This is a genomic window from Prochlorococcus marinus str. MIT 0919 (assembly GCF_027359375.1).
GTDB lineage: Bacteria > Cyanobacteriota > Cyanobacteriia > PCC-6307 > Cyanobiaceae > Prochlorococcus_D.
On sequence record NZ_CP114779.1, the window covers coordinates 788,716 to 809,781 of the forward strand.

At 34.0% G+C, this 21,066-nt stretch carries 23 protein-coding genes and 1 tRNA gene; 5 read left to right on the forward strand and 19 right to left on the reverse strand.

Going from position 1 to position 21,066, the window contains the following annotated elements:
- Positions 1–26: 26 nt before the first annotated feature.
- The 6 genes from O5635_RS04405 to O5635_RS04430 form a co-directional block, all read right to left on the reverse strand.
- A complete protein-coding gene (locus tag O5635_RS04405) occupies positions 27–1,706 on the reverse strand; it encodes an ArnT family glycosyltransferase (protein ID WP_036902199.1) in 1,680 nt (559 codons plus the stop codon).
- A 40-nt stretch (positions 1,707–1,746) separates the two neighbouring features.
- Entirely contained in the window at positions 1,747–3,303 is a 1,557-nt protein-coding gene (locus O5635_RS04410; RefSeq protein ID WP_036902196.1) for a hypothetical protein, read from the reverse strand.
- Between the two features lie 188 nt (positions 3,304–3,491).
- Positions 3,492–4,232 carry a type 1 glutamine amidotransferase gene (locus tag O5635_RS04415; RefSeq protein ID WP_036902194.1) on the reverse strand — a complete coding sequence of 247 codons (741 nt, stop codon included), beginning with the start codon at positions 4,230–4,232 and terminating at the stop codon, positions 3,492–3,494.
- Positions 4,233–4,304: 72 nt separating this feature from the next.
- Positions 4,305–5,402, reverse strand: a complete 1,098-nt coding sequence (locus O5635_RS04420; protein ID WP_036902192.1) for a chlorophyll a/b binding light-harvesting protein — start codon at positions 5,400–5,402, stop codon at positions 4,305–4,307.
- A gap of 491 nt (positions 5,403–5,893) precedes the next feature.
- Positions 5,894–6,340 (reverse strand): hypothetical protein, encoded by a 447-nt coding sequence (locus O5635_RS04425; protein WP_036902190.1) that lies wholly within the window; start codon positions 6,338–6,340, stop codon positions 5,894–5,896.
- Positions 6,341–6,455: 115 nt separating this feature from the next.
- Entirely contained in the window at positions 6,456–7,316 is an 861-nt protein-coding gene (locus tag O5635_RS04430; protein ID WP_036902187.1) for a hypothetical protein, read from the reverse strand.
- Between the two features lie 389 nt (positions 7,317–7,705).
- On the opposite strand from O5635_RS04430, the gene O5635_RS04435 reads away from it, so the two are divergent.
- Positions 7,706–7,840, forward strand: a complete 135-nt coding sequence (locus O5635_RS04435) for a hypothetical protein (protein WP_269608079.1) — start codon at positions 7,706–7,708, stop codon at positions 7,838–7,840.
- Positions 7,841–8,052: 212 nt separating this feature from the next.
- Here the strand turns inward: O5635_RS04435 and O5635_RS04440 are convergent, their stop codons facing one another.
- From O5635_RS04440 to O5635_RS04455, 4 genes are all read right to left on the reverse strand, one after another.
- Positions 8,053–8,538, reverse strand: a complete 486-nt coding sequence (locus O5635_RS04440; protein ID WP_036902180.1) for a hypothetical protein — start codon at positions 8,536–8,538, stop codon at positions 8,053–8,055.
- Between the two features lie 101 nt (positions 8,539–8,639).
- The gene (locus O5635_RS04445) at positions 8,640–9,971 is read right to left on the reverse strand and encodes a sodium-dependent transporter (protein ID WP_036902177.1); all 1,332 of its coding nucleotides are present in this window, start codon (positions 9,969–9,971) and stop codon (positions 8,640–8,642) included.
- A gap of 330 nt (positions 9,972–10,301) precedes the next feature.
- Positions 10,302–12,032, reverse strand: coding sequence for a carbamoyltransferase N-terminal domain-containing protein (locus O5635_RS04450; protein WP_036902174.1), 1,731 nt, complete (start codon positions 12,030–12,032; stop codon positions 10,302–10,304).
- 13 nt (positions 12,033–12,045) lie between these two features.
- Positions 12,046–12,738 (reverse strand): hypothetical protein, encoded by a 693-nt coding sequence (locus O5635_RS04455; protein WP_036902171.1) that lies wholly within the window; start codon positions 12,736–12,738, stop codon positions 12,046–12,048.
- Between the two features lie 115 nt (positions 12,739–12,853).
- Between O5635_RS04455 and O5635_RS04460 the strand changes: the two genes are divergently transcribed.
- Positions 12,854–14,155 carry a hypothetical protein gene (locus O5635_RS04460; protein ID WP_036902168.1) on the forward strand — a complete coding sequence of 434 codons (1,302 nt, stop codon included), beginning with the start codon at positions 12,854–12,856 and terminating at the stop codon, positions 14,153–14,155.
- A 102-nt stretch (positions 14,156–14,257) separates the two neighbouring features.
- Positions 14,258–14,506 carry a hypothetical protein gene (locus O5635_RS04465; RefSeq protein WP_036902166.1) on the forward strand — a complete coding sequence of 83 codons (249 nt, stop codon included), beginning with the start codon at positions 14,258–14,260 and terminating at the stop codon, positions 14,504–14,506.
- A gap of 85 nt (positions 14,507–14,591) precedes the next feature.
- Here the strand turns inward: O5635_RS04465 and O5635_RS04470 are convergent, their stop codons facing one another.
- The 6 genes from O5635_RS04470 to O5635_RS04495 form a co-directional block, all read right to left on the reverse strand.
- Positions 14,592–15,551 (reverse strand): tetratricopeptide repeat protein, encoded by a 960-nt coding sequence (locus O5635_RS04470; RefSeq protein ID WP_052042884.1) that lies wholly within the window; start codon positions 15,549–15,551, stop codon positions 14,592–14,594.
- Positions 15,548–15,919 carry a DoxX family protein gene (locus O5635_RS04475; protein ID WP_036902164.1) on the reverse strand — a complete coding sequence of 124 codons (372 nt, stop codon included), beginning with the start codon at positions 15,917–15,919 and terminating at the stop codon, positions 15,548–15,550. The genes O5635_RS04470 and O5635_RS04475 overlap by 4 nt, the downstream gene beginning before the upstream one ends.
- Before the next feature lie 45 nt (positions 15,920–15,964).
- A complete protein-coding gene (locus O5635_RS04480; protein WP_036902162.1) occupies positions 15,965–16,237 on the reverse strand; it encodes a DUF4090 family protein in 273 nt (90 codons plus the stop codon).
- An 82-nt stretch (positions 16,238–16,319) separates the two neighbouring features.
- A complete protein-coding gene (locus O5635_RS04485; protein WP_036902158.1) occupies positions 16,320–16,607 on the reverse strand; it encodes a DUF1330 domain-containing protein in 288 nt (95 codons plus the stop codon).
- A gap of 120 nt (positions 16,608–16,727) precedes the next feature.
- The gene (locus tag O5635_RS04490; RefSeq protein ID WP_052042882.1) at positions 16,728–17,825 is read right to left on the reverse strand and encodes a potassium channel family protein; all 1,098 of its coding nucleotides are present in this window, start codon (positions 17,823–17,825) and stop codon (positions 16,728–16,730) included.
- A 165-nt stretch (positions 17,826–17,990) separates the two neighbouring features.
- Entirely contained in the window at positions 17,991–18,164 is a 174-nt protein-coding gene (locus O5635_RS04495) for a hypothetical protein (RefSeq protein WP_152557302.1), read from the reverse strand.
- A gap of 512 nt (positions 18,165–18,676) precedes the next feature.
- On the opposite strand from O5635_RS04495, the gene O5635_RS04500 reads away from it, so the two are divergent.
- Positions 18,677–18,748, forward strand: a tRNA-Gly gene (locus tag O5635_RS04500).
- Positions 18,749–18,846: 98 nt separating this feature from the next.
- Here the strand turns inward: O5635_RS04500 and arfB are convergent.
- Positions 18,847–19,266, reverse strand: coding sequence for an alternative ribosome rescue aminoacyl-tRNA hydrolase ArfB (gene arfB / locus O5635_RS04505; RefSeq protein ID WP_036902153.1), 420 nt, complete (start codon positions 19,264–19,266; stop codon positions 18,847–18,849).
- A gap of 324 nt (positions 19,267–19,590) precedes the next feature.
- Between arfB and O5635_RS04510 the strand changes: the two genes are divergently transcribed.
- Positions 19,591–19,968 carry a DCC1-like thiol-disulfide oxidoreductase family protein gene (locus tag O5635_RS04510; RefSeq protein ID WP_269608087.1) on the forward strand — a complete coding sequence of 126 codons (378 nt, stop codon included), beginning with the start codon at positions 19,591–19,593 and terminating at the stop codon, positions 19,966–19,968.
- Between the two features lie 60 nt (positions 19,969–20,028).
- On the opposite strand, the gene O5635_RS04515 is transcribed toward O5635_RS04510, so the two are convergent.
- Positions 20,029–20,340 carry a hypothetical protein gene (locus O5635_RS04515; protein WP_052042880.1) on the reverse strand — a complete coding sequence of 104 codons (312 nt, stop codon included), beginning with the start codon at positions 20,338–20,340 and terminating at the stop codon, positions 20,029–20,031.
- A gap of 118 nt (positions 20,341–20,458) precedes the next feature.
- Positions 20,459–20,965: a hypothetical protein gene (locus O5635_RS04520; protein ID WP_036902146.1), complete on the reverse strand. Its 507-nt coding sequence runs from the start codon at positions 20,963–20,965 to the stop codon at positions 20,459–20,461.
- Positions 20,966–21,066 lie beyond the last annotated feature (101 nt).

Below are 21,066 nucleotides of genomic sequence, written 5' to 3' on the forward strand. Positions count from 1 at the left end.
CTATGGCATATGAAGCTAAGATTAATTCAGTTTCTTAATATTCTAACAAACGAAAAATCAAGGTAGCTTGCTATTTTTTCCACTCTCCATTTATTAGATTGCTTAATACCTGGCAAGAATCTATTTTGAATCATTAAATAAGAATTATCTCTCAATTGATGAACAGCTGGGTCGTAATGAAAATAATTAGGAAGATAAAACTCGAGCAAAGTTCGTGCTTTAGTATTACTATCAGCGCCTAAAATATACACCACTTCAGTTTGTAATATTTTTTCAACTTGTGGAATTTTTGTGAACTTTTTTATTGCTTGATTAGGGTTTCCAATAAAACCAAATGAATATAAAATACTTAATGATAAGGTTTGCAGTGATAGAATAAAAGCAATAGATAACAAGAAATACTTTTTGAAATCTCTATCGAGGATAATAACTATTGAAGAAATAATATTAGCGACACCTAAAATAATTACTGCCATGTATATTTGCTTTGGATAGTATAATTCATAAGGTATTATTGAAAAAATAGTTAATAAGCATATAGATAGCACTATTAGTCCAAAGGAGAACAAGACAAAAGCTGTCAAAAGTCTAAAGCGCTTGCTTTCTATAGGATTATTAGAAGAGATTAAAGAATTAATTGAAAAGCCTGCTAGTAGAGAAATTAAGGGAGCCATGATTATGGCATAGTGACTCAAGGCCGTAGAAAAAGACATTAGAAATATCAATATTATTAAAGGGAATAAAATAAGTATTGCCTTTAACTTTTTATGCGAAGAGATATTGATTTTCTTAAAGCCATATAAAGCTAAAAAGCTTGAGGGATATAATAAAAAAAATAGGATTAAGGGATAATATATAATGCCCTTAAACAATCCACCACCCAAAGACTTTCTTCTTGCGAAATCAAAAATCTCTAGAATAGCTTCAATCCCATACTGTTGGTATGCATAAAAAAGACTGATTAAAACAGGAATTAATCCTATTAAGATGCCTAAACTAAAATAATAGAATATCTTTTTTCTATGCTCAATTAGTGATAAGTATATATAAGGACTAAGCGCAACGATTGGCAATATAGTCATAAAACTTCTGACGCCAAAAGCAAAGGAAAATGAAGCTCCTGCTAAAAACCAGCTAAGGGAATGATTATATAAGTTTTTACTATCTACATATCTATTACTACGCACTATCATATATATGGAAAATAAATTAAAGAAAACAAAAGAAATATCTGGGCTTGCATAATGGCTATATTGAAACCATAATGGCATTGATTGCAATATTATTGCTGAGTAAAATGCTGATCGTTTGTCGAACAGTAAATAACCTATTTTATATATAATTATTGAGCAAAATATTGAAAATATAGCACTTGGGAGCCTAGCGGCAAACTCTCCTACCCCAAATATTTTCATGCTCAAAGCAATTAACCAATAACTTCCAATAGTCTTATGATGAGCAGTTTCAAAGGGAGCGAACCAGTTCCCTGTATCTAGAATCAATTTAGCCCTTCTTGCATACAAGCCTTCATCATGAGCAAAAAAACTTTGTGTGTTTTCATTTAAAAGGCAACCAAAAGTAAATATAATACAAATAAAAATTATAATTAGTAAATAATTATCTAATTTAAATGAATTTACTTTTAAATATTTATTGATTGCATTCTGGTATGGTTTATGTTCTTGATTTGTAAGTTTATTAATCATTTAAAGTCACAGATTAATTGAGAAGAGATAAGAGGGTTTATCATTTAACCCTCTCTGCCCAATAAAGGTAATACTTTTCAGGGTGAGTCCAAGATCTTTCAAAACTCTTATCAGCCACAACCCTAATAGATCCATCAAGCATTTCTTCCCCTTCTTGTAATTCTCTAAAGGATGATCTTCTACTCAATACTAATAATACTCTATTTATAGAAGAATTTTTTTCGAAATATAGTTTTAGTTGATCTAAAGTTTCTTCTCTGCTAAGGGACTTACGTTTATCCCATTGTGTATAACTACCTAAACCTTGTATCTCTGGATAAAATAAATCTCGATCTAAATACCCAGCAATAGTTGACACTTCTACATCTCTGCTAGCAAATATTTCAGCTTGATCCCAACCTTTCTGCTCGATATATTGCGCAGTAGCCTTACCAGCCGAATATGGTAGGTATAGGTCATATAAGGTTCTATGAATGCCCGCGACAAAATGAATTGACAAAGAGAAAGTAAGCAAGAGAGAAAAGAAATGATTTGTTTTGTCAACTGATTGATTCAAATCAATAATGTTTGATGTATTAATCTGATTTTCTTCTAAATCATGAAATACAAGCCAAATAGCTGAAATCAGGATCAAAAAATAGTAGCCGTAATGACGCGATCCTGCTCCAATAAAGATAAAGTAATTAAATAAAAATAAAGATGAAATGCCACATAAAAAGAAAGATAGTGCGACCTTTGATCTTCTTAAAAAGGAAAGAGTTATATTTAGAACAAAAGTAGTTATTAAGCCACAAATAATTAAATCTATCCATCTATTATGATTAGGTATAACTAAAAAATAACTTCCAAAAATTCGTCCAAAAACCCGAAATAAATGCCTCAAATCCAGCACACTATTTAATGTATTCACAGAGTCACTAACTTGTAACAAGCTAAATGCAGCAAAACCTACTAAAAACAAAATAACAATAATGCTAATCAGTAAATCTACTTTCCATAATTTATTTCTTCTGTAAGAAGATCTTTGATAAGGGGAAAGACACCATTCTAAAAATAAAGCCATACCTATTGCAAAAGCAATTGCCCAGGAGAAAGCATGGGTATTTGTTAAAAGGCCTATACAAATTGCAGCAGGTAAATAAGTTCTTCGTCTTAAAGGGAAGGAACTACAAAAAATAAAGGTTAGGAGCTCCGCAAGCACATATTGCCTAGATACAAGGAAGTATTCCCAAAATGGGAAGTAGCCAAAAGTAAATAGAGTCTTATGCAGTGTTGGCATAGGATTCCATCGCCAAAATACCAATATTGCTGAACTGCCTAAAACCCAGTGCAAAAGTTGCATACTTAAAGGAGTTCCAGTTAAATCTTTAATGGAATAAATCAAAGCAGACCAAAGGATTGGGTGACCAGAAGGAGCATTGTTTCTCCAAAGGTCAACCCATGTGTCACTTCGCCAAGCAACAAGCCAACCCTGCATTTCATCACGCCATAAAGCATGATTGGCAGCGCCTATTAAACCTATAAAAATAAATAAAAAAGGGACTAATTGATTGGGTCTTATGCGGCTAATAAATTTGAAATTACTCAAGGTTTTCATAATGGCAAGCAAACATTAACCAGAACTACTAATGTTTAAATTTAATAGCCTTATGCTAAAAATAAATAAGTTTAAATTTTAGCACTCAAGGTAAGAAGCTTTTAAAGCAACCAAGCAATTCTTATAAACAAGGTTCCGTTATTATCAAGGAATTATAAATTACTATCATTTCCATTACTCAAAGATATTTATTGATAAAGCAAGTGGAAGGTTTTTCTTATAAAGCCAAGCCTCGATTGATGACTAATTGCTCCATATATTTTTTGAGAATTATATAATATCTCTTGCCCTTGAACACCTAAGGCTACTTCAATAAAATTTCTATCCTGCTCTATCCATGTATTAACCATTTCCTCGGTAATCTCAAAGTGACATTGAAAGCCATAATTATTCTGCGAGATTGAAAATACTTGCTCAGTACATATAGCACTACTAGCCAATAATGTGGCTGAAGGTGGCAAAATAATTCTGTCCCCATGCCAATGAAGTGCATATAAAGGTTTATCTAAAAAATCATTAAAAGCTTTATTCTCTTGTGATTCTCTGAGGGAAATAGGACCCCATCCCAACTCATGAAAAGGCTTTGATCCAGTTTCTTTTGATAGCAGAGGAACAACATCACCACCTGCTGCAAAAGCTAATAATTGAGCACCTAAACATACTCCAAGGATGCGAATATCATTATTATTTAAATACTGCTTAATTAGATTTAATTCTTTTCGAAGCCATGGATAAGAAGGGTTATTTAAATCTTTAATCCCCATAGGTCCACCTAAGAGCAAAAGTAAATCTCCTTTTTCTGGTGATGGTAGTTCATGACCTAAATCAACTCTTGAGATACAAATATCCATTCCACGTTCTCGAGCAACTTCAAGAAATAATCCAGCGTTTTCTCTTTCCAAATGTTGAATAATTAGCAAGCGAGACATATTGGTCCAATAATAAAAAAGAGCCCCGCCAAAATGGCGGGGCTCTTTTTACCTTAGCAACGGCAAATTAATTCACCCTTTAAGGGTAATTTTAGCGTTATCTAAGTTGCCAACTGCATCAGTAACTCTCTTAAAGTCAAAGCCTAAGGCACGGATTGCATGCCACAAGTGACCCTGAATAAAGAAGAATCCTAGATAGTAGTGAACATTTGTTAGCCAGGCTCTAGAAGTATGGCCACTAATAACTCCATCCATATTTCCAGTATCTACCCAATAAGGAGAGATTCCAAATTTGATAGCTAATGGTTCGCCATACCAAGCTTCGGGATAGACAGTTGTGTTTGTTGCGCACCAGAATGCTGCAATAATTGCCATCCAACCTATACCTGCCAAAGACCAGGAGAGAACAGCCTCTGCTGATAAAACATTTTTACCCTTGAATTCTGTATATTCTCCAAGAATTCCAGAACCCATTTTTGTTGCTATATGGTGAGCGCCGCCAAGAATCTCAGCAAATGCCAAGAATGCATGCCCTCCCATAACGTCTTCAAGACTATCAATGGTCAAGAAGTCAAATTGATGACTCCAGATAGCATTCAAGTTCAAGTTGTACTCAACCTGCCTGACTGCTCCTAAAGCCGGATCGTAAATTCCATGCCATTTGGCCCATTCAACAAACCATATGCATGCAACACCAAAGAAAATTAAATGGTGCCCAAGTATAAAAGTTTGGTTATCTGGGTTATCCCATTCAAGCTTGTATCTAGCAGCTTGACGGTGTTCTGGGCGACCTTCAGCGAAAAGCCCTGAAGAGTTTTGAGTATCTTCACTGAAAACTATTGAGTGCAATAGTCCAGCAAGTCCATAAACAAAAGAGCAAATCAAGTGGAAGATGCCAATAAAAGCAACGTCTTGACCTGTCCAAGCACCTGCTTGGTCAAAACCAATTCCAATTGATGCTAAATGAGGGATGCTTACCATTCCTTGATGTCCCATAGGGATATCAGGGTTGTAACGAGCAAGTTCCCAAAGAGTATTTGCGCCAGCGGCAAATGCAATTAATCCTGTATGCGCAACATGTGAGCCTATAAATCGACTTGACTTGTTGGTTACTACAGAATTACCAACCCACCACCCGTAAGTGGGGTCTGGATTCCCATAGGTTTGCATAAGTTAAAAAGGCTTTTTTTGTGTAAACGTATAGAGATTACAGTCATTTTGCGATTTGGACTGCCAGTGTTCAACATCCGTAAATATAGTGTTTTTTTTCTTTGCTCTTAAATTGGGATTTATTTCGCTTTTCAGGCTAAAAACCTCCTTATAGAAACGCATAAAACTCATTTGGCTGAAAGGTGTCAAAACAGATCTGTCTAAAGTTAATTTTCGAAACCATGAAAATTAATAAAAAAGACTCTAAAAAAAGACGAAAAAAAATAAGTTCTTATAAACTTCTAAAGTATAGAGATTAATTATTTCACTCCTTCAGGAGCAAATTAGAAAGAAATTTAATGTATTTTAGTATACATTTTTAGTTCCTTGGCATATAGCAAATAAGCTATAACTGCAATACTTTTAATAATTATACGAAATTAAGCTTTCAACAAGTCATATATAGATAAGATATTTTTTCATAATTATTTAGACTTACGAAAAGCATGCATTTATGAACTTGCTAGTAACATGCAAAATAAGCCAAGATCAGTTCTTCTCACTGTTATTTTAGCTCCTTTTTTTGTTATAAATCTCTTTTCAGTTACTACTCCATTAACAACAATTATTGATACCACCTTCCCAGAGAATCTCCTCCTAGTCCAATCTATTCTATAGTTAAAGTCCTTAAATAAATGCTTGAACAAAGTACTATAGAAACCATGAAATTTAAATTTAGGTACGTAATCCTTATTCGTTACATCAGAAAGTTTAGAGTTAACCAAAAACTTTACTTTTTTCTCTTGAAAAGTGGATGCAGGATCTATTTTATTCCGATGAAATTTTGAAGTAAATTTACTATTTAATTCATTATAAGCTGATGCAAAACCATGCCTTATAACATGATATTTACTTCTTGGCTCTATTCTATTATTAGAAGACTCCAGCAATAAATTCATCAGAAATTACATATATATAATCAAACTACCTAACCCTAATGGTTTATCAAGTTTATATTTATTTAAGTAACGGGAGTGGGCTGTCCATCCCTATGCAAAGTGAATTCTAGTTTTTTCATTGGTCGTATTCGATAGAAAGAAGCTTTTCAACCAATTGGCTCTTTTTCAATCTAGATATATTATTAACGCCTTTTAAAAGCTTTCGAAGCTCGGCATTTTTCATGCTCAATAACTCTATTTTTCTCTCTTCAATAGAAGCTTTTTTAAAGGCTTTAGGGTTAGATAAGATTAATTCAGTTAACTGCTTATTATCACAATTAGAAAGCACCTCTACACCTTCCAAGATATCTCTTAATTCGTTATCACTTTTAGCAGCGAGAGCCTCTTTAACCTTTGCCTTGCCAAGGAGTTTGGGATCTTTCCTATTAAGTGATCTCAAAGATGGTGAGGCAAGTTTCAAGGCTTTTACTATAGATTCGGAAGTGAGCAATGTAGCTAAAAGTATATGCTCAGCCAATTTATTTGTATCTATAGATGTATCCTTAAACTGATCTGTGAAATAACTTATAAAGGGCTTTTTGTTTTCCTGGTTGCTTATAATAGGATCAATCGTTCTATCTATTGCACTCGCTGTAGAAGTAATTACATTTGCAGTTGATTTAAGAAAAGTTATTTCAGGTACATTCTTTTTGCCAACATTTGTAATTTCTATGGATTCTTGAATATCTATAGGCTCTTGAAACAATAGTACAGGCTTTTCACTTTTTTGATTGGGTATATAATAATAGTTTCTAACATAAACAGCTACGCAAAAAAATATTATAAATAATGCTACTAGGGCAAAAACAATATCTATTTCTGAAAAAGCCTCCTTAATTTGACTTTGATCTAGTAAATCAGAATAACGCTTTGCACCATCATCGGTCCATCCAAGCGATCGAAGTTCTTCTGCTCTTTGAGTTAATGCCTTTGACACGCTATTAGCGTCTTTTCAATATCTATTATCTTAAAAAAAGAATAAGTGTCTGATTAATTTTATCCATTGAAAAGAAAATACCTGCATATCTCTTGAAATTCTCATTGAAATATCAGTAAAAGCTGAAAAGCTTTGAAAGCAACTCGAAGGCTCAACCAATCTAAGAGATTAGGGTTACCAAAAGCCTCTTCTCATGGAGGCAATGCAGGAGTCATACCAACCATTCTAAGAAGCTTGAGGCCTAATTTTACAGAAGCGAATCAAGCATTTATTGAGAGGCCTATGAAATGCTGCCAAGGTCAAAAGCAAATATTATTGAATCAATGAAATCTTTTTCTCGCTAAATGCGAAGAAATGGTTTTATTATTTGGAAAATTTTCTTAAGAGCCATGGCAGAGCAAAAAGGTAAAGAATTAGCGACTGTATCGGTTTTTCTCAATACAGGGATAGTTGCTGTACTGGTGGGCATAGGTTTCATTTCAGCAGCTTTAGTTTTTGGGGTACTCACTTTGGTAATTCGATAGTTCCTTGAAAAGCTCAATAGATTTTGAAAGTAATTACTTCCTACTGTCTGAAGGTTGATCTATTTCAAAGTCTAAAAAGAAAGAAATTACCCACTAAAATAAATCTTTCACAAGGATATTAGATTTTATTTTCAAAATCCTTACTAGGAAGGCTTCTATTATAGTGACGACAAGTCTGATCTATTGCTATGCAAATTTCAACCAAAGTTTAGCTAGCCAAATAAAGAAAGAAAACGATATATGTAAAAGCCAGTTCTCTCATAAAGATGATTTCTTGGACGCTTTTGCTGTATCCGATAAGGGTTCAAAAAGATTGTAGCTAATATCCGCAAAAATCTAAGCATATTTTTTTTTGTTTTTTCAGAATTAGCTATATCTATGGTTCTTAACTTTTTCACAGATATATCATTGAGGATTTTTTGATTTTCCAATAAAGTAATAAGTTTCTCTCTCTCGACTTGAGATATTGTATTAATCAATACCCTCAAACCCCTTATTGAATCTAGATCCCCCCTAACAATCTCTCTTAAAATCGCTTGATATAGATTTTCCCACTTATAAGGTTCTTTCTCAAACAAATATTTAGCAGGGTCTCCTGGATTTACCATTAATAATCTGTTTGCTTCATCAGAATCATTTTGATCAGAATGCCAATAATTATATAAAGGCGACGATTTTTCTATAGCTTTTTTATCCATATACAAAAATAAATCTTAAGTGAAGCCTAATGTTTAGGGTCTTAAACTAACTGTTTAGCTTAGGTTTTAAATGCAAAAAAAACCATACAAAGCTACTTATTTCATGCCGTCCAATTTTTAACCAAATCAATAACACTAACAATCAAACCAAAGGCTATAACTGGGGGAGATACCCAACGAAGCATAAATTTTAAGTACCTACGAACACTAATACTGGAATTGCATCCAGCAAGATCTTCATCAAATTTAGAAGGTACTACCCATCCAAGGAAAATAGACAACAAGAAACCCCCTAAAATGAGTAAAACACCGCCAAAAATGCTATCCATCTTACCAAGAATGTCTAGGTTTAAAGCAGCAGGTATTCCTAAAATAAATAACAGCGCAGTTGAGAAAAAGACAGCCTTATAACGAGTCCAACCAAGTCGATCCATTAATGATGAAACAGGTACTTCAAGTAAAGAAATTGATGAAGTGATAGCTGCAATATAAGCAAGTGCAAAGAAAAGTATCGCTACAACTCTTCCTGTGACTCCTAGTGAACCCAAACCAGTAGGTAAGGATATAAATAAAGCTCCGACAGTGGACTCACTTACTACTTCCTTCAATCCAAAACTCATAACTATGGGGAAGGTAATCATCCCTGCCAAAAGGCCAACTGCAGTATCTAAAGACGCTACACTTACTGCTTCCTTAGGCAATTGACTTCGACGATCTAAATATGATGCATACGCAATCATTATTCCTATACCAAGACTTAAGGAAAAGAATGCCTGAGTGAAAGCATTTCGAATAGTTGTTGGGTTCAAAAATTGAGATGCATCCCACTTAAATAGAAAAGTTCTATAGCCTTCCCATGTTCCAGACAAAGTTGCTGCCCAAACAGCAAGAATCAATAACAAAACAAATAAAATTGGTATGCACCAACGTGTAAGTCGCTCAATTCCTCCTCTAACTCCAGCCGCTACAACTACTGCCGTAAGAACCAAGCTCACCAATTGACCTAATAACACGCTGCTGCCGCTACTAATAGAACCAAAAAAAGCTTCTGCTTCTGTCATATCAGAAGGAAGTCCAAAGAAAAGAGAATGCAACAAAGTATCTGCCGTCCAACCCATCAAAACCGCGTAATAGGCTCCTATGCCCACAGGAGCTATTACAAAAAGCCAGCCCATTGGAGTCCATTGTGATCCAGCAGCCTTTAATGGAGCTAATAGGGGACTAGTAGCTGTACTTCTTCCAAGAACCATTTCTGCAACAAGAACAGGCAAGCAAACAACAAGGACAATCAATACATATAAAAGTAAGAAAGCTATGCCGCCTCCTTCAGAAGCTCTATAAGCAAAGCCCCAAAGATTTCCTAAACCAACAGCACTACCCGCGGCTGCGAGTACAAAACCGAGGCCTGAACGCCATTTCTCCCTAGATTGCATAAATAACCCCTTAGGTACCTACGAATTTGTTTTGATTATGGTTACATAAGAGAATTAAGACAGAAATATTTAAATGTTGTAGGAATATCACCTGGAACTTCTCACGCATGGATGTGCTCTTGGCTAGATTTGAAATAGATTTAATATCTATGAAATAATAAGTGCTTATATAGCTATATAAGTAAAAGGGACAAGAATCTGAACAACACTAAAGATAATTATCAATAAAATAAATATCATTAAAGAAGTTATCAAAGCGGCTTGCAAGGGAGAAGTTTCCTTCCAAATTGAGAAAATAAGTTTTTTAATAAATTTAAATAAAACCATGATTTACTTTTTTTTTAAGATACCCAAGTCAGTCAAAAGATAATTTAACGGAGTAAGGGAAGAAACCATAATTCCATCAATCAAATCAAAGCAAGTAGGATCTCCACTTATGTTTAAAGATGAATTTGCAAGTATATCAATTCCTATTGGCTCCAGTTCTTGCAACAAGTCTGATAAGAGTGTGTTTGGTTGGACAATTTGAATTCTTGCAGAGCCATCTACATGAGTTACTGGGAAATTCAATGCATTGCTTTCTGGTTTACAGAAACAAGTTGCAGACATAGAGAAATAACTTTCTATAAGAGCATCATCTATTAGATAATATTTTTTTGCAGTTTGCAATGTCATTGCTGGCGCAGTTGGTCTAAAGGGACTTCTATTTTTAATAACAGTATTTAATGTATTTACGACTTCTCTATTTTTACCATTGCAAAGTATGGATCTGTTACCCAATGATCTAGGTCCGGTTTCATTATTAGATACAATTGTGCCTACAATCTGCCCATTTGAAATTAATTCTGCCGCTATTAATAAAGATTCTTCAGGCTGCCGAGAAAGAAATTCAAATTTCTCATTTAGTATTTTGCTTAATTGTACTTCTTGATCCACAACTGAATAATTAGAAGGGTATAAAGATGGTTTAATTATTGTCTTCGCAGATAGGTTTGATTGAAGGTATGCAAAGTAAGCAGCTCCTATCGCTGCTCCTGCATCACCAGGACTTGGGGGAATAATTATCTTGTCTATAAATGATAGTCTTGCAATATAAGGAAGAGCAGCTGTATTGAGCGCTACCCCCCCTGAAAAAAGAAAGTTTCGTGATTGTGTAACTTGATGAGCATGCTTGAAAATTTTTATTAGTAAATTAACAACTAAATCTTGTGTAGCTCTAGCTATGTCAGCATATTTTTGAAAACCACAATCTCCGGGCATAAGCTTAGAAAAAGGGTCCCTAGCCTCACCTAATAAGCAAACTAATTTGTCACTATAAGACCTTCTAACCGACTTATAAAAATCAAAATATTCCAATTTAAGTTTTATTTGTTTCTCCATTTCATCCCAATATATGAGATCGTCCATCAGCTTTGCATAGGGATTATTTGTAGATCCAAAGGCTGCCAAGCCCATAACTTTATATTCACCCTCATTAACCGTAAAACCTAAATAATCAGTTATGGCTGAATAAAATAATCCAAGTGATGAGGGATATTCACATGACCATAGTTCTTTTATATTAAAACAATCTTCAACGTAACTTATTGACGATGTACTTCTATCACCAAACCCATCAATAACAACAGAGCATATGTTTTGATGTATATCAGAATAGGCTAAAGCTGTGAGCGTATGCGCTAAATGATGGTCTAGGTAAATCAACTTGTTTTCTATACCTGGCAATACTTTCGAGATGTCCAAATAGCAAGCTATGGAGCTTTTATTGAAATTACGAAATTGATGAACTAAGAAATCTATACTACTTGGTACATAATTAGAGGCGACTTTAATAGGATGCAAAAATGCACTTAAAGGTTTTTCATAAAAAGCAACTGAATTTATTGTATTTAGCTTTAAATCATGGCGAAATATAATTCTTTTCATTGCTCGCAAAGGGAATGATTTATCTCCTTTAATTCTACTTAATGACTCTTCCCTATAATAATCAACAAGTGTGCCCTTACTATCTACTAGAGCAACAGCAGATTCATGATTATATGCGGAGATTCCAATGAACATATAAGGAGATTCTCTAGAGTAGTCCTTTAGATGAAATGGACATTAAGTTAACATTAGTTCGATTGAATTCAGCAATACTTATTAGTCTTAAAAGAGGCACAGCCCCATATGCGATTAAGCGATATAGAGGGTAGAAGATTTTTTCTAAAAATAAAAGATTTTGATGATACAACTTTCTACTCTTATTCTTAATAATTTCTCTGATACGATAAAGCAACAAATGGAATGGTTGAAGATTAGGATAATACTTTAGAAAATGATTTTTTGCCATCTCATGGTGCCTAAGCTCATCTAACATAATTAAAGATATTAGCTTTTGCTCGTCTATATTTGATGCTAATAATTGAGATATTTTTGAAAAAGATTCCTTAGCTAATAACTCATTTGTATAAACAAATGCGATGAAATCCTTTAAATTTAATCTCTCTATAAGAAAACCACTTTTTGAAATATAGCCTTTTGATAATAGCCCCAAAGGAGTAAAGCGATATTGCTTTGAAAATTCTACTGGAAAGTTTCTGGTCTTTTTTGCGAGGATTTCAAGAAAGATTTTTGCATGCTTATACTCATCCTTAGCATGCTCAAAATAACCAAATGCAAATGTATTTTTAGAAGCATGCTTACAAGCAGCTAACATTTCCAAGGCAGAACCTTGCTCTGCATATGCTGTCTCATGCAAAACCTCTAAAATATTTACTTCATTCATGTTTTAAGACAGCATCTGATGATGCAAAGATTCTATTAGCATTAACCACAATTTTCTCCAAATCCAATTCCATTATAATAAAACTATTAATTACTAGTATAACAATATAACTTAAATGGCTAGCTCCAAAGATCTAAAAAAAATTCTTTCATACACTGCTCTTTTAACTCCTCTGGGGATTCTTATGCTTGAATTTACTATAGGGCTGTATATGAAAATACCTAGCATTGTGGAGCGAAATAAAAGCTTATTAAATAGAACAAGCTATTCAAGTACTACAATTTATGATCCGATTTCAGGATGGAGGAAAAATTGCAATGATAAACAAAATTTGGTTAATAGTTTAAATGATTTAAGCTGTAACAAGCATGGATTAGTTGAAACTCCTTATAAGTCAACATCCAGCAAGGCTAAAGGAGTATTACTTGTTGGGAATAGTGTTGCTATGGGAGAAGGGCTATACGCTGCAAAAAACAAAAAAACTTTTGCAAGTCAATTAGAAAGAAATTTAAGGATCCAAGACAAATCGCTGGATCTTATCAATGCCGCATACTCTGGCTACAACACATGGCAAGAGCATGTAGAGATAATGAGATACCTAAATGCTGAGCCGCTCCACGATGATCTCCCAAAGCCAAGTTTAATAATAAGTTTTGGAGGGATACAAGATTTCTGGAATTTTATAAGGCTTCTAACAAATAAAAAAGACATCAAAATCAACAAATATAAATATGCAAATGGAATGATGATTGCCAAAGAGAACATTAACTACATAGAAGATATTACTAGCAGCTATAATGGGAATATTAGGAGTGGTATCAATGCATTAATGGCTTCTATATCTAAAAATAGTAATATATATTATATGATGAACATAGTCCGCAGCAATCTAGATGTTAATGATACTAAACTTAAAGATAAAAGTCAGATAATAATAGAATTATCTCCAAAAGTCTCATATGCTTCGTTAGAGGAAATAGTTTCTAAAAGATTTAATCTTTCCATTGCAGAATATAATGATATCAGAGATTATTTGATCAATTCAGTCGTAAGGAATATAAATTCAAATGCAAAATTAATTGAGAGTGGTAAATATGTATATGCTTATGCTCCAACTTACTTTACCTCCTTAAAACCCAAAGTAAATAGAAATATTCCTATTAATGGGATAGGCCATCTTATTAATAGGACAGAAGCTCCCTTGGAAATTTATGAAAAAGAGATGCAATTAATAGAAAGAGATTACCGAGAAGAGCTTATTAAAAACTTGCGTCTAAATCCAGATATTCAAGTATTGGATTATGCCAATGCAGCAGAAAGCACAGCTTGGTTCATAGACTATAGCCATTTAACTGAATATGGAGCTTCTCGATTAAGTAGTGCTTTAGCAAACGATTTAATCCCTTTTATTAAATGACTTGTAAAATTTATTGCATTTTCTGTAACAATTAGTTTTTTTATACAAGTTTAATCACTCAATTCATTAAAGTCGGTACGTTGTATTTTCAATGAAAGCCACATGAAAGTGAAGAAGTTATTACCTGTAATGGTTTCCTCTTTATTGGTATCAGCACTAATCGGAATAAGTACTGAAGTATCTTCCAAGTCAAACAACTCAAACCATTCAAAGGGTGAGTCACCTGAATGGATAGCGTGTGGCGGCGGCGGCGGCGGCGGCGGCGGCGGCAATGCCAAAAAGAAAAGAGCTGAAAGAGAAGCAAAGCTAAAACTTCTTATGGAAATGGAAGAGGCTCAAGATCAAGACTGAAGAAACTAACTTCTAAACTCTTAATTTCTTTTCAGAAAGAAATAACCTTTTAGAGAAAAGCAAAAAGCAATAGCAATTAGAAAATCTAATTGCTATTGCTTTTTTTTATGGCACAAATTTTGTTTATATCACTAGTCAAAACTTCATAGCCATAAGAAATTGCTTTTTGCAAATCTTGGCAGGCCTGATTGTCGAGTCCTAAGCGATTCAGTGTACCTGATCTATTGAAGTAATTAATAGGATTTTTAGGGTTAATATTAATTGAATTACTGTAGTCAATCAAAGCTCCCTGGTAGTCACCAGAATTAAATTTAGCACTTCCTCGATTGCTAAAATTTAAATAATTATTTGAATTAATATTAATTGCCTTTGTGTAGTCATTTATTGCTCCTTGATAATCTCCTAAATGATATTTACATCCAGCTCGATTAAAATAAGCCAATTCATCATTTGGGTTAATCTTTATTGCCTCCGAATAATCATCCCTGGCACCTATATAATCTCCTAACTGATACTTTGTATTTGCTCTATTGTAAAAACTGTATTCATCTAAGGGGTTTAATTTCAATGCCTTAGTATATTCAATCATAGCACCTTTATAATCACCAAATTGATCTTTGGCTTTAGCTAAATTAAATAAATAGTCAGAATCTTTTGAATTAATAGTGATTGCCTTAGTATAATCTAAGATTGCATCTTCATATTCACCTAGCTGAAGCTTAGCAGTAGCTCTGTTATTCAAGCTAGGGTCATGATTATTATCAAGCTCAATAGCTTTTGTAAAGTCATTTATAGCTCCTTGATAGTCTCCGTATTTATATTTGATAACAGCCCGATTATAATAATTAGTTAATTCTAAAGGCTTTAATTCAATCCTTTTCGTATATAAAGATATTAAATTAAAGTTATTAGAAGAATTATCATCAATTAAAGTTTTCCTAGCGTGAATAGAAATTGCTGCAAGTAATAAAAAACCTAAGGTTACATAAAAAACATTTAATCTATCAAATTTCTTTATTTTTTTGTATATGCCTAATGGGCTCATTCTGGAGATATTGACCTAGTAATTATTATCAAAAGCCCCCCTATCAAGCCAAGATTCATAAGCACCTGCTTTAGCTGTAAAGGATCCAAATGAAACAAAAGTGTTGTGGGAACAAGAAAGGTCAAAAGTAAAGCAGCACCAACTGTATGGTTTTTATAAAACACAAGTGCAAGTGACCCTATGGCTAAACAAAAAATAGAAGCGACTAATAAAACAGGAGCAAGAAGCTCTGGTACACCTCTGTCAACGATGAGCTCAGACACATAAGCAAATCTTGTTATTTTTATTGGAACTGCATTAACAAATACTGCTGACAATAAGACTCTTCCAAGAAAATCAAAGTTTTTACGTGAAATTAGTTTGTTCATTTTCTTAATGGATTTCTTAATTAAAAAGCTAAAAAGTTAGTTAATTCATTTAAAAAAGTAGTTGACTTCTTTTTCTGTTAAGCCATTCCAGCCTGCATCTATAAGCCTTTTGTTCAGACTCTTTTGGTCTATATGCTTTGCACCAGAACGAACAATTCTATTTCGCATCGACTTTTTAACTCCACTTCTTTGCCTGTTTTCTTCTTTTTCCATAACTTCCTTATACAACTCAAGCATTGCGAGAGGTATTGGACTGCCATCAAGATCAATCCCTAACTGTATAGCTTTATCGACTGCTTCTGGGCCTGAAAAATCCATTGATAATTGAGGTCTATATAAAAGGTTGGCTTATTTAAGCTAACAAATTCATTTTAGTATTAATAACTAAATAATTTAGTATCTAACCCACAATTGAGAGAGTCAGGTTGGAAGCTAACCCATTTATTTCTATATATTCCTGGAAAACAGCTGAGTAAAATGCTTTTTGGGCTGCTGCCTTTGATTCAAACTCCACAATTACTCCTAACTGACCACCATCCCACTCATTCAGATCTGATTTTTGACTTATATCCTTTGCAATTATCACTCCGCCAACTGAAAGCAGCCATGGTATAACCGTTTGAATATATTCAATAAACAGATCGCTGCTTGCAATGCTTGCTTGCTTAATCCAATAACCCTTTGACACGGAATAATTAAGAAAATATGAAGGAGTATCGCATATGGTCTGCTTCTCGCGGCAGAACCCGCGATATTTTCTTAAAAAAGCGATATTTTCCAGTTAGGTTTACGAAAAGGGCTGCAGGGATTAAGCACTCTGCTTAGGTGAGTCTTCGTCCAAATTTCTTGTAAAGTTCATTGTCTCGACATTAAGAAGAGTATTGCCAAGCAAGTGACGCAATCTTAAAAGCTCTTCTTTACTTCCCATTGCAATTAAAAGTTGACCAGGGCCTATTTGAATATCACCACTAGGGTTTGTAATCAATCTATTTCCGTCACGTATAGCTAAAACCATTGCCCCACTCTGCCTGCCTAATTCCAATCCAGATAATGTTCGATTATCTATATTCTTAAATTTAGCTGAGTCATGACTCAACAAGAATTCTTCGATTTCACATTGCGACCCAGCTAATAAATCCAAAAAATCTACCGCAATAGGTCTTAATGCCGTAGAGGCCATGGTTCTGCCAGCTGCAACATAGGGGCTTACAACTACACTCGCTCCAGCTAATTTAAGCTTATTTGCAGCTTCTTCGCTTTCAGCTCTGGCTATTAATCTACATTTAGGACTTAACCCTCTTGCACTTAAAACAACATAAAGATTTGCAGCATCACTGGGCAAAGTAACAACAAGACTTCGACATTGTTTTATACCCGCCAATAGAAGAGTTTCATCCAAAGTCGCATCTGCCAAGAGGACATTCAAGCCTTTCTCTTCAGCGGCAATTTTTCGAACTGAGTCAACTTCTACAATCAGAACTTGTACTCCTTCAAATTGAAGTTGTTGAGCAATTTCTTTACCGATCCGGCCAAACCCACAAATAATTACGTGATCTTGCATGCTACGTAGTAATCTTCGAAACCTTAGTTGGCTCATTCTACGAAAATATCCCGCTTCAAATAAGCGAATAAACCTTTGCAGAGTTAACTGCACTACTACTAAGCCTCCTCCAATTATTAATATTGTCACCACCCTTCCAGCAGCACTAAGAGGTTCAACTTCTCCAAACCCAATAGTGCTAACGGTTATAAGCACCATCCACAGAGAGTCGCCCCAATCCCAACCTTCCGTATACCGATAACCTAGTGCTCCAAAAACAAATAATGCTCCCAAGGAAATAGCTGAGCCTAGCCATGGTTTGACAAGATCTTTAAGCAAAGTCCATTGAAAGCTTGACCGCCTCATAAGTATGAATATTAAATCAATTAAAGATCACTAATTTCATCATATTACTAATATATATTCAAAAAATTTCCAGGGGTTTTAATCATGAAATACTTCAAGGATTCAAATCAATGAATAAATAGTCGAGATTTATTCTTATGTGGAAAAAATTACAATAAAGTATTCTTATATCCTACAGCCTAGCTGAATTAAACCTCTATCCAATAAACGCCCAAGTTTAATAGCTGTTGCCTCTTCTACTCTTGTAAAATCTTCCTGGTGACTAGCCACCCAAATCAACTCTTCTTGCGTGATTACACCTGTAGACACAGACTCAAGAAAAAGCAATCCTAGATTCATGATTCCAGTCAAGTAAATGATAATGGGTACAACCCATAATTAATGACCGAATAATCCCCATCACCCGGCCTTGAATGAAGGGTAATCATTGTGCCTAGATTTGTCAGCTTAGCCTACACACTATTTATAGTGCTATATGTACAGCGCAAAAGAAAATCCGCTACCTATGGAGTCTATTAGTAGCACTTTCATAGAAAACTCTCAGGCTTAGGAAATAAGACATTTACCAGCATTCGAGAAGTGTAGCTCTCCTAAGAAAAATACATCATTTACACCATTCAAAGAAGCTAAGCGATCCTAAGGGAAAGTATTTCTTTCTCAGCAAACACCCTTAAATCTATTCGTAAATTAAAGTTTCACAAAATAATTCGAACCATTGTCTTAACTACTCATCTTGAAAGCTCAATAGGAATAATCTTTAGGAATGAGCTGGCTCTTGCAATAATTTAAAAGAAAATAAAAGTTTTACAAAACAAATTCCTTAATAGAACCTTAGACTGATTGAAACCATTGCGGGTGTAGTTCAGTGGTAGAACGTCAGCTTCCCAAGCTGAATGTCGCCAGTTCAAATCTGGTCATCCGCTTTTCAATCAAAAACTCTTACCATTTCGAATTTAAAATTAAAACAAATTATCCCCTTTAAAAAAATAGTTTCATTCTTCTAACAGGCATTTTATAAATATCAATCGTCTAAAAAAATAACTTCTCTCCGATTCTTTTTGATAGATCCTCTATGTTTCTTTAAATTTAGACGACGTACTTTCGAAGCAAAAGTTCTCTTGGTTTCACGCCTTCGATTGTTAAAAGAGTTTAATGCTTCTTCAAGCAATCTAGTTAGTCTCATTAACGCTAATTTCCTGTTTTGATATTGTGTACGCTTCTCCTGCGCAACAATACGAAGGCTATTACCAGTCAAAAATCCTTTTAATTTACTCTTTATCAAGTTCTTCTGAGACAAGTCAAAACAAGAAGAAGATTCAATGTCAAACAAAACTTCTACTTTAGTCTCAACTTTATTAATATTTTGGCCTCCTGGCCCAGAAGAGCGAGAAAATCTCCAACAAAGTTCATTGGAAGGGATAATCAATTTTGAGCTAACCATTTATTCCAAAACGTTTTCTGTAATTAATGTTTATTCCCATGGTTGTTTAATATTATCGCCTGTTCTACTTTCACGAATAAAACCACTGAACCATAACCAAATATAATAGAGGCCTGAAAGGGTCAAGAAAAGCAAGGCCCCTATCATCAACTTGTCTTGGTAGTCCAAAAGGATCTTAAATGAATTGCTAAAGATATTGGCATATAGGAATAGATAAAAGTATAAAAATCATTTTATAGAATAAAATCTTCACTCAGAGAAAACATACAATATAATTAGAAGGTTTAAGCTGACATTCCATTTTTTAGTACGATGAACTACAAAATGATTTTTATTTATGATGGGGAATGTCCATTCTGCAATCACTTTGCTGAATTATTAGAACTAAAAAGTGGTCTGAGCAACCTGGAAATGATTAATGGTAGAGGTAATACAGCTCAAGTATCTTCTTTGTTAGGCAAAGATCATGATCTGGATAAAGGGGCAATATTAATTAAAAATAATGAAGTTTTACAAGGTCCTATGGCAATTACATGGATATGCTCTCAAATGAAAAATCCATCAGATTCATTACTGGAAATCCTTAGAGTTATATTTCTTTCGGACCAAAGGTCAAATTTCTTATTCCCATTACTTATTTGGTCAAGAAGGGTATCTCTTATATTTAAAGGAGTTAGCACTAGCCTAATTATCAAAAATTAAATTAATGCCCAAATAGAATATACTTTTATATTTAATGTCTGCAACTAAGGGAAGAGATTGTTAATCTTGACTTCTACAATTATGCTCAACAATCGTTCCATTAGGTAAGCGCTGTTGAAAAGTTGGAGTTTTTTCATGTAAGCCAGTCTTGTTATCCTTATAACTCCAAAGCCATTTCCTATCTGTAAAGCTTATCTCGCCAACCTGAAATGAAACCGGGAGCATAAGGTTGATTTTTTTCCATTTAAGTACAACAAATGCTCCTTCATCAATTTTTTCGAGATCGGTTTGAATAGCAAAATCACCATTCAAATTATTTCTAATAGTAGCTTGAAGCAAACCACCATCACAATCAAATGTTGTTGGAGCCATTATTGATATGAATAAGGAGAGTAATATTCCTATTAAATACATGACTAATTTGAGAACGTTCAGGTCAGTATAAAAATATATGCTCCAAAACAAATGATTTGAAAATTTGCGACTCTAATTAATGCTTGTTTGCTTGAAACAAATCAACTGCAGTAATAGTGTTTACTCTCCGCTGATCACTTTCTGGTCTTACCTCTTGTTTTGAAGAGATGCCAACTTTAGATTCCATTTCTATAGCTGTCTCCACTAAAGGTTCTTCTGGGCTTGGTTTCGTTTTGTTCATATTTGAGTTGTCTACTTGCAATTGATTATCTGCTGAAACAAAGTTGAAACTTACGCTTAACAATTCATTCATTGGCTTAAATTTACCTTGAGAGAGTGTTAAAGGCATAAAAGCAAAAAGACTGGCGAAAAAGATTACACTTATAAGTGTTAAAGCCGCCTTAATTATCGGTTGCCAAAAAAAAGATACCTTTACTAATTGATCAAATTTCTCTGAGGATTTATCTTTCGTTGCTCCCCATTGCAGATAGACATCATCTGTTAACCATCCTTTATTGGCAGAACGGTAAGGAGATTCTCCCCTTGCGAAATCTGCAATTTCTTGGATTCTGTCTCCTAACACTGATTTACCCTTTAAATTAGGATCCTATTCAAGCATTGAAAAGAACTTATTTTTTAAAGTTGAAACTACTAGCCTAAAAAAAGAAGATATATGAAATTTTT

What these genes read in the sequence shown, in the direction of transcription:
- O5635_RS04405 (WP_036902199.1), bottom strand. Translation starts at nt 1,706, where the DNA reads ATGATTAATAAACTTACAAATCAAGAACATAAACCATACCAGAATGCA.
- O5635_RS04410 (WP_036902196.1), bottom strand. Translation starts at nt 3,303, where the DNA reads ATGAAAACCTTGAGTAATTTCAAATTTATTAGCCGCATAAGACCCAAT.
- O5635_RS04415 (WP_036902194.1), bottom strand. Translation starts at nt 4,232, where the DNA reads ATGTCTCGCTTGCTAATTATTCAACATTTGGAAAGAGAAAACGCTGGA.
- O5635_RS04420 (WP_036902192.1), bottom strand. Translation starts at nt 5,402, where the DNA reads ATGCAAACCTATGGGAATCCAGACCCCACTTACGGGTGGTGGGTTGGT.
- O5635_RS04425 (WP_036902190.1), bottom strand. Translation starts at nt 6,340, where the DNA reads ATGAATTTATTGCTGGAGTCTTCTAATAATAGAATAGAGCCAAGAAGT.
- O5635_RS04435 (WP_269608079.1), top strand. Translation starts at nt 7,706, where the DNA reads ATGGCAGAGCAAAAAGGTAAAGAATTAGCGACTGTATCGGTTTTTCTC.
- O5635_RS04440 (WP_036902180.1), bottom strand. Translation starts at nt 8,538, where the DNA reads ATGGATAAAAAAGCTATAGAAAAATCGTCGCCTTTATATAATTATTGG.
- O5635_RS04445 (WP_036902177.1), bottom strand. Translation starts at nt 9,971, where the DNA reads ATGCAATCTAGGGAGAAATGGCGTTCAGGCCTCGGTTTTGTACTCGCA.
- O5635_RS04450 (WP_036902174.1), bottom strand. Translation starts at nt 12,032, where the DNA reads ATGTTCATTGGAATCTCCGCATATAATCATGAATCTGCTGTTGCTCTA.
- O5635_RS04455 (WP_036902171.1), bottom strand. Translation starts at nt 12,738, where the DNA reads ATGAATGAAGTAAATATTTTAGAGGTTTTGCATGAGACAGCATATGCA.
- O5635_RS04460 (WP_036902168.1), top strand. Translation starts at nt 12,854, where the DNA reads ATGGCTAGCTCCAAAGATCTAAAAAAAATTCTTTCATACACTGCTCTT.
- O5635_RS04465 (WP_036902166.1), top strand. Translation starts at nt 14,258, where the DNA reads ATGAAAGTGAAGAAGTTATTACCTGTAATGGTTTCCTCTTTATTGGTA.
- O5635_RS04470 (WP_052042884.1), bottom strand. Translation starts at nt 15,551, where the DNA reads ATGAGCCCATTAGGCATATACAAAAAAATAAAGAAATTTGATAGATTA.
- O5635_RS04475 (WP_036902164.1), bottom strand. Translation starts at nt 15,919, where the DNA reads ATGAACAAACTAATTTCACGTAAAAACTTTGATTTTCTTGGAAGAGTC.
- O5635_RS04480 (WP_036902162.1), bottom strand. Translation starts at nt 16,237, where the DNA reads ATGGATTTTTCAGGCCCAGAAGCAGTCGATAAAGCTATACAGTTAGGG.
- O5635_RS04490 (WP_052042882.1), bottom strand. Translation starts at nt 17,825, where the DNA reads ATGAGGCGGTCAAGCTTTCAATGGACTTTGCTTAAAGATCTTGTCAAA.
- O5635_RS04495 (WP_152557302.1), bottom strand. Translation starts at nt 18,164, where the DNA reads ATGAATCTAGGATTGCTTTTTCTTGAGTCTGTGTCTACAGGTGTAATC.
- arfB (WP_036902153.1), bottom strand. Translation starts at nt 19,266, where the DNA reads ATGGTTAGCTCAAAATTGATTATCCCTTCCAATGAACTTTGTTGGAGA.
- O5635_RS04510 (WP_269608087.1), top strand. Translation starts at nt 19,591, where the DNA reads ATGATTTTTATTTATGATGGGGAATGTCCATTCTGCAATCACTTTGCT.
- O5635_RS04515 (WP_052042880.1), bottom strand. Translation starts at nt 20,340, where the DNA reads ATGGCTCCAACAACATTTGATTGTGATGGTGGTTTGCTTCAAGCTACT.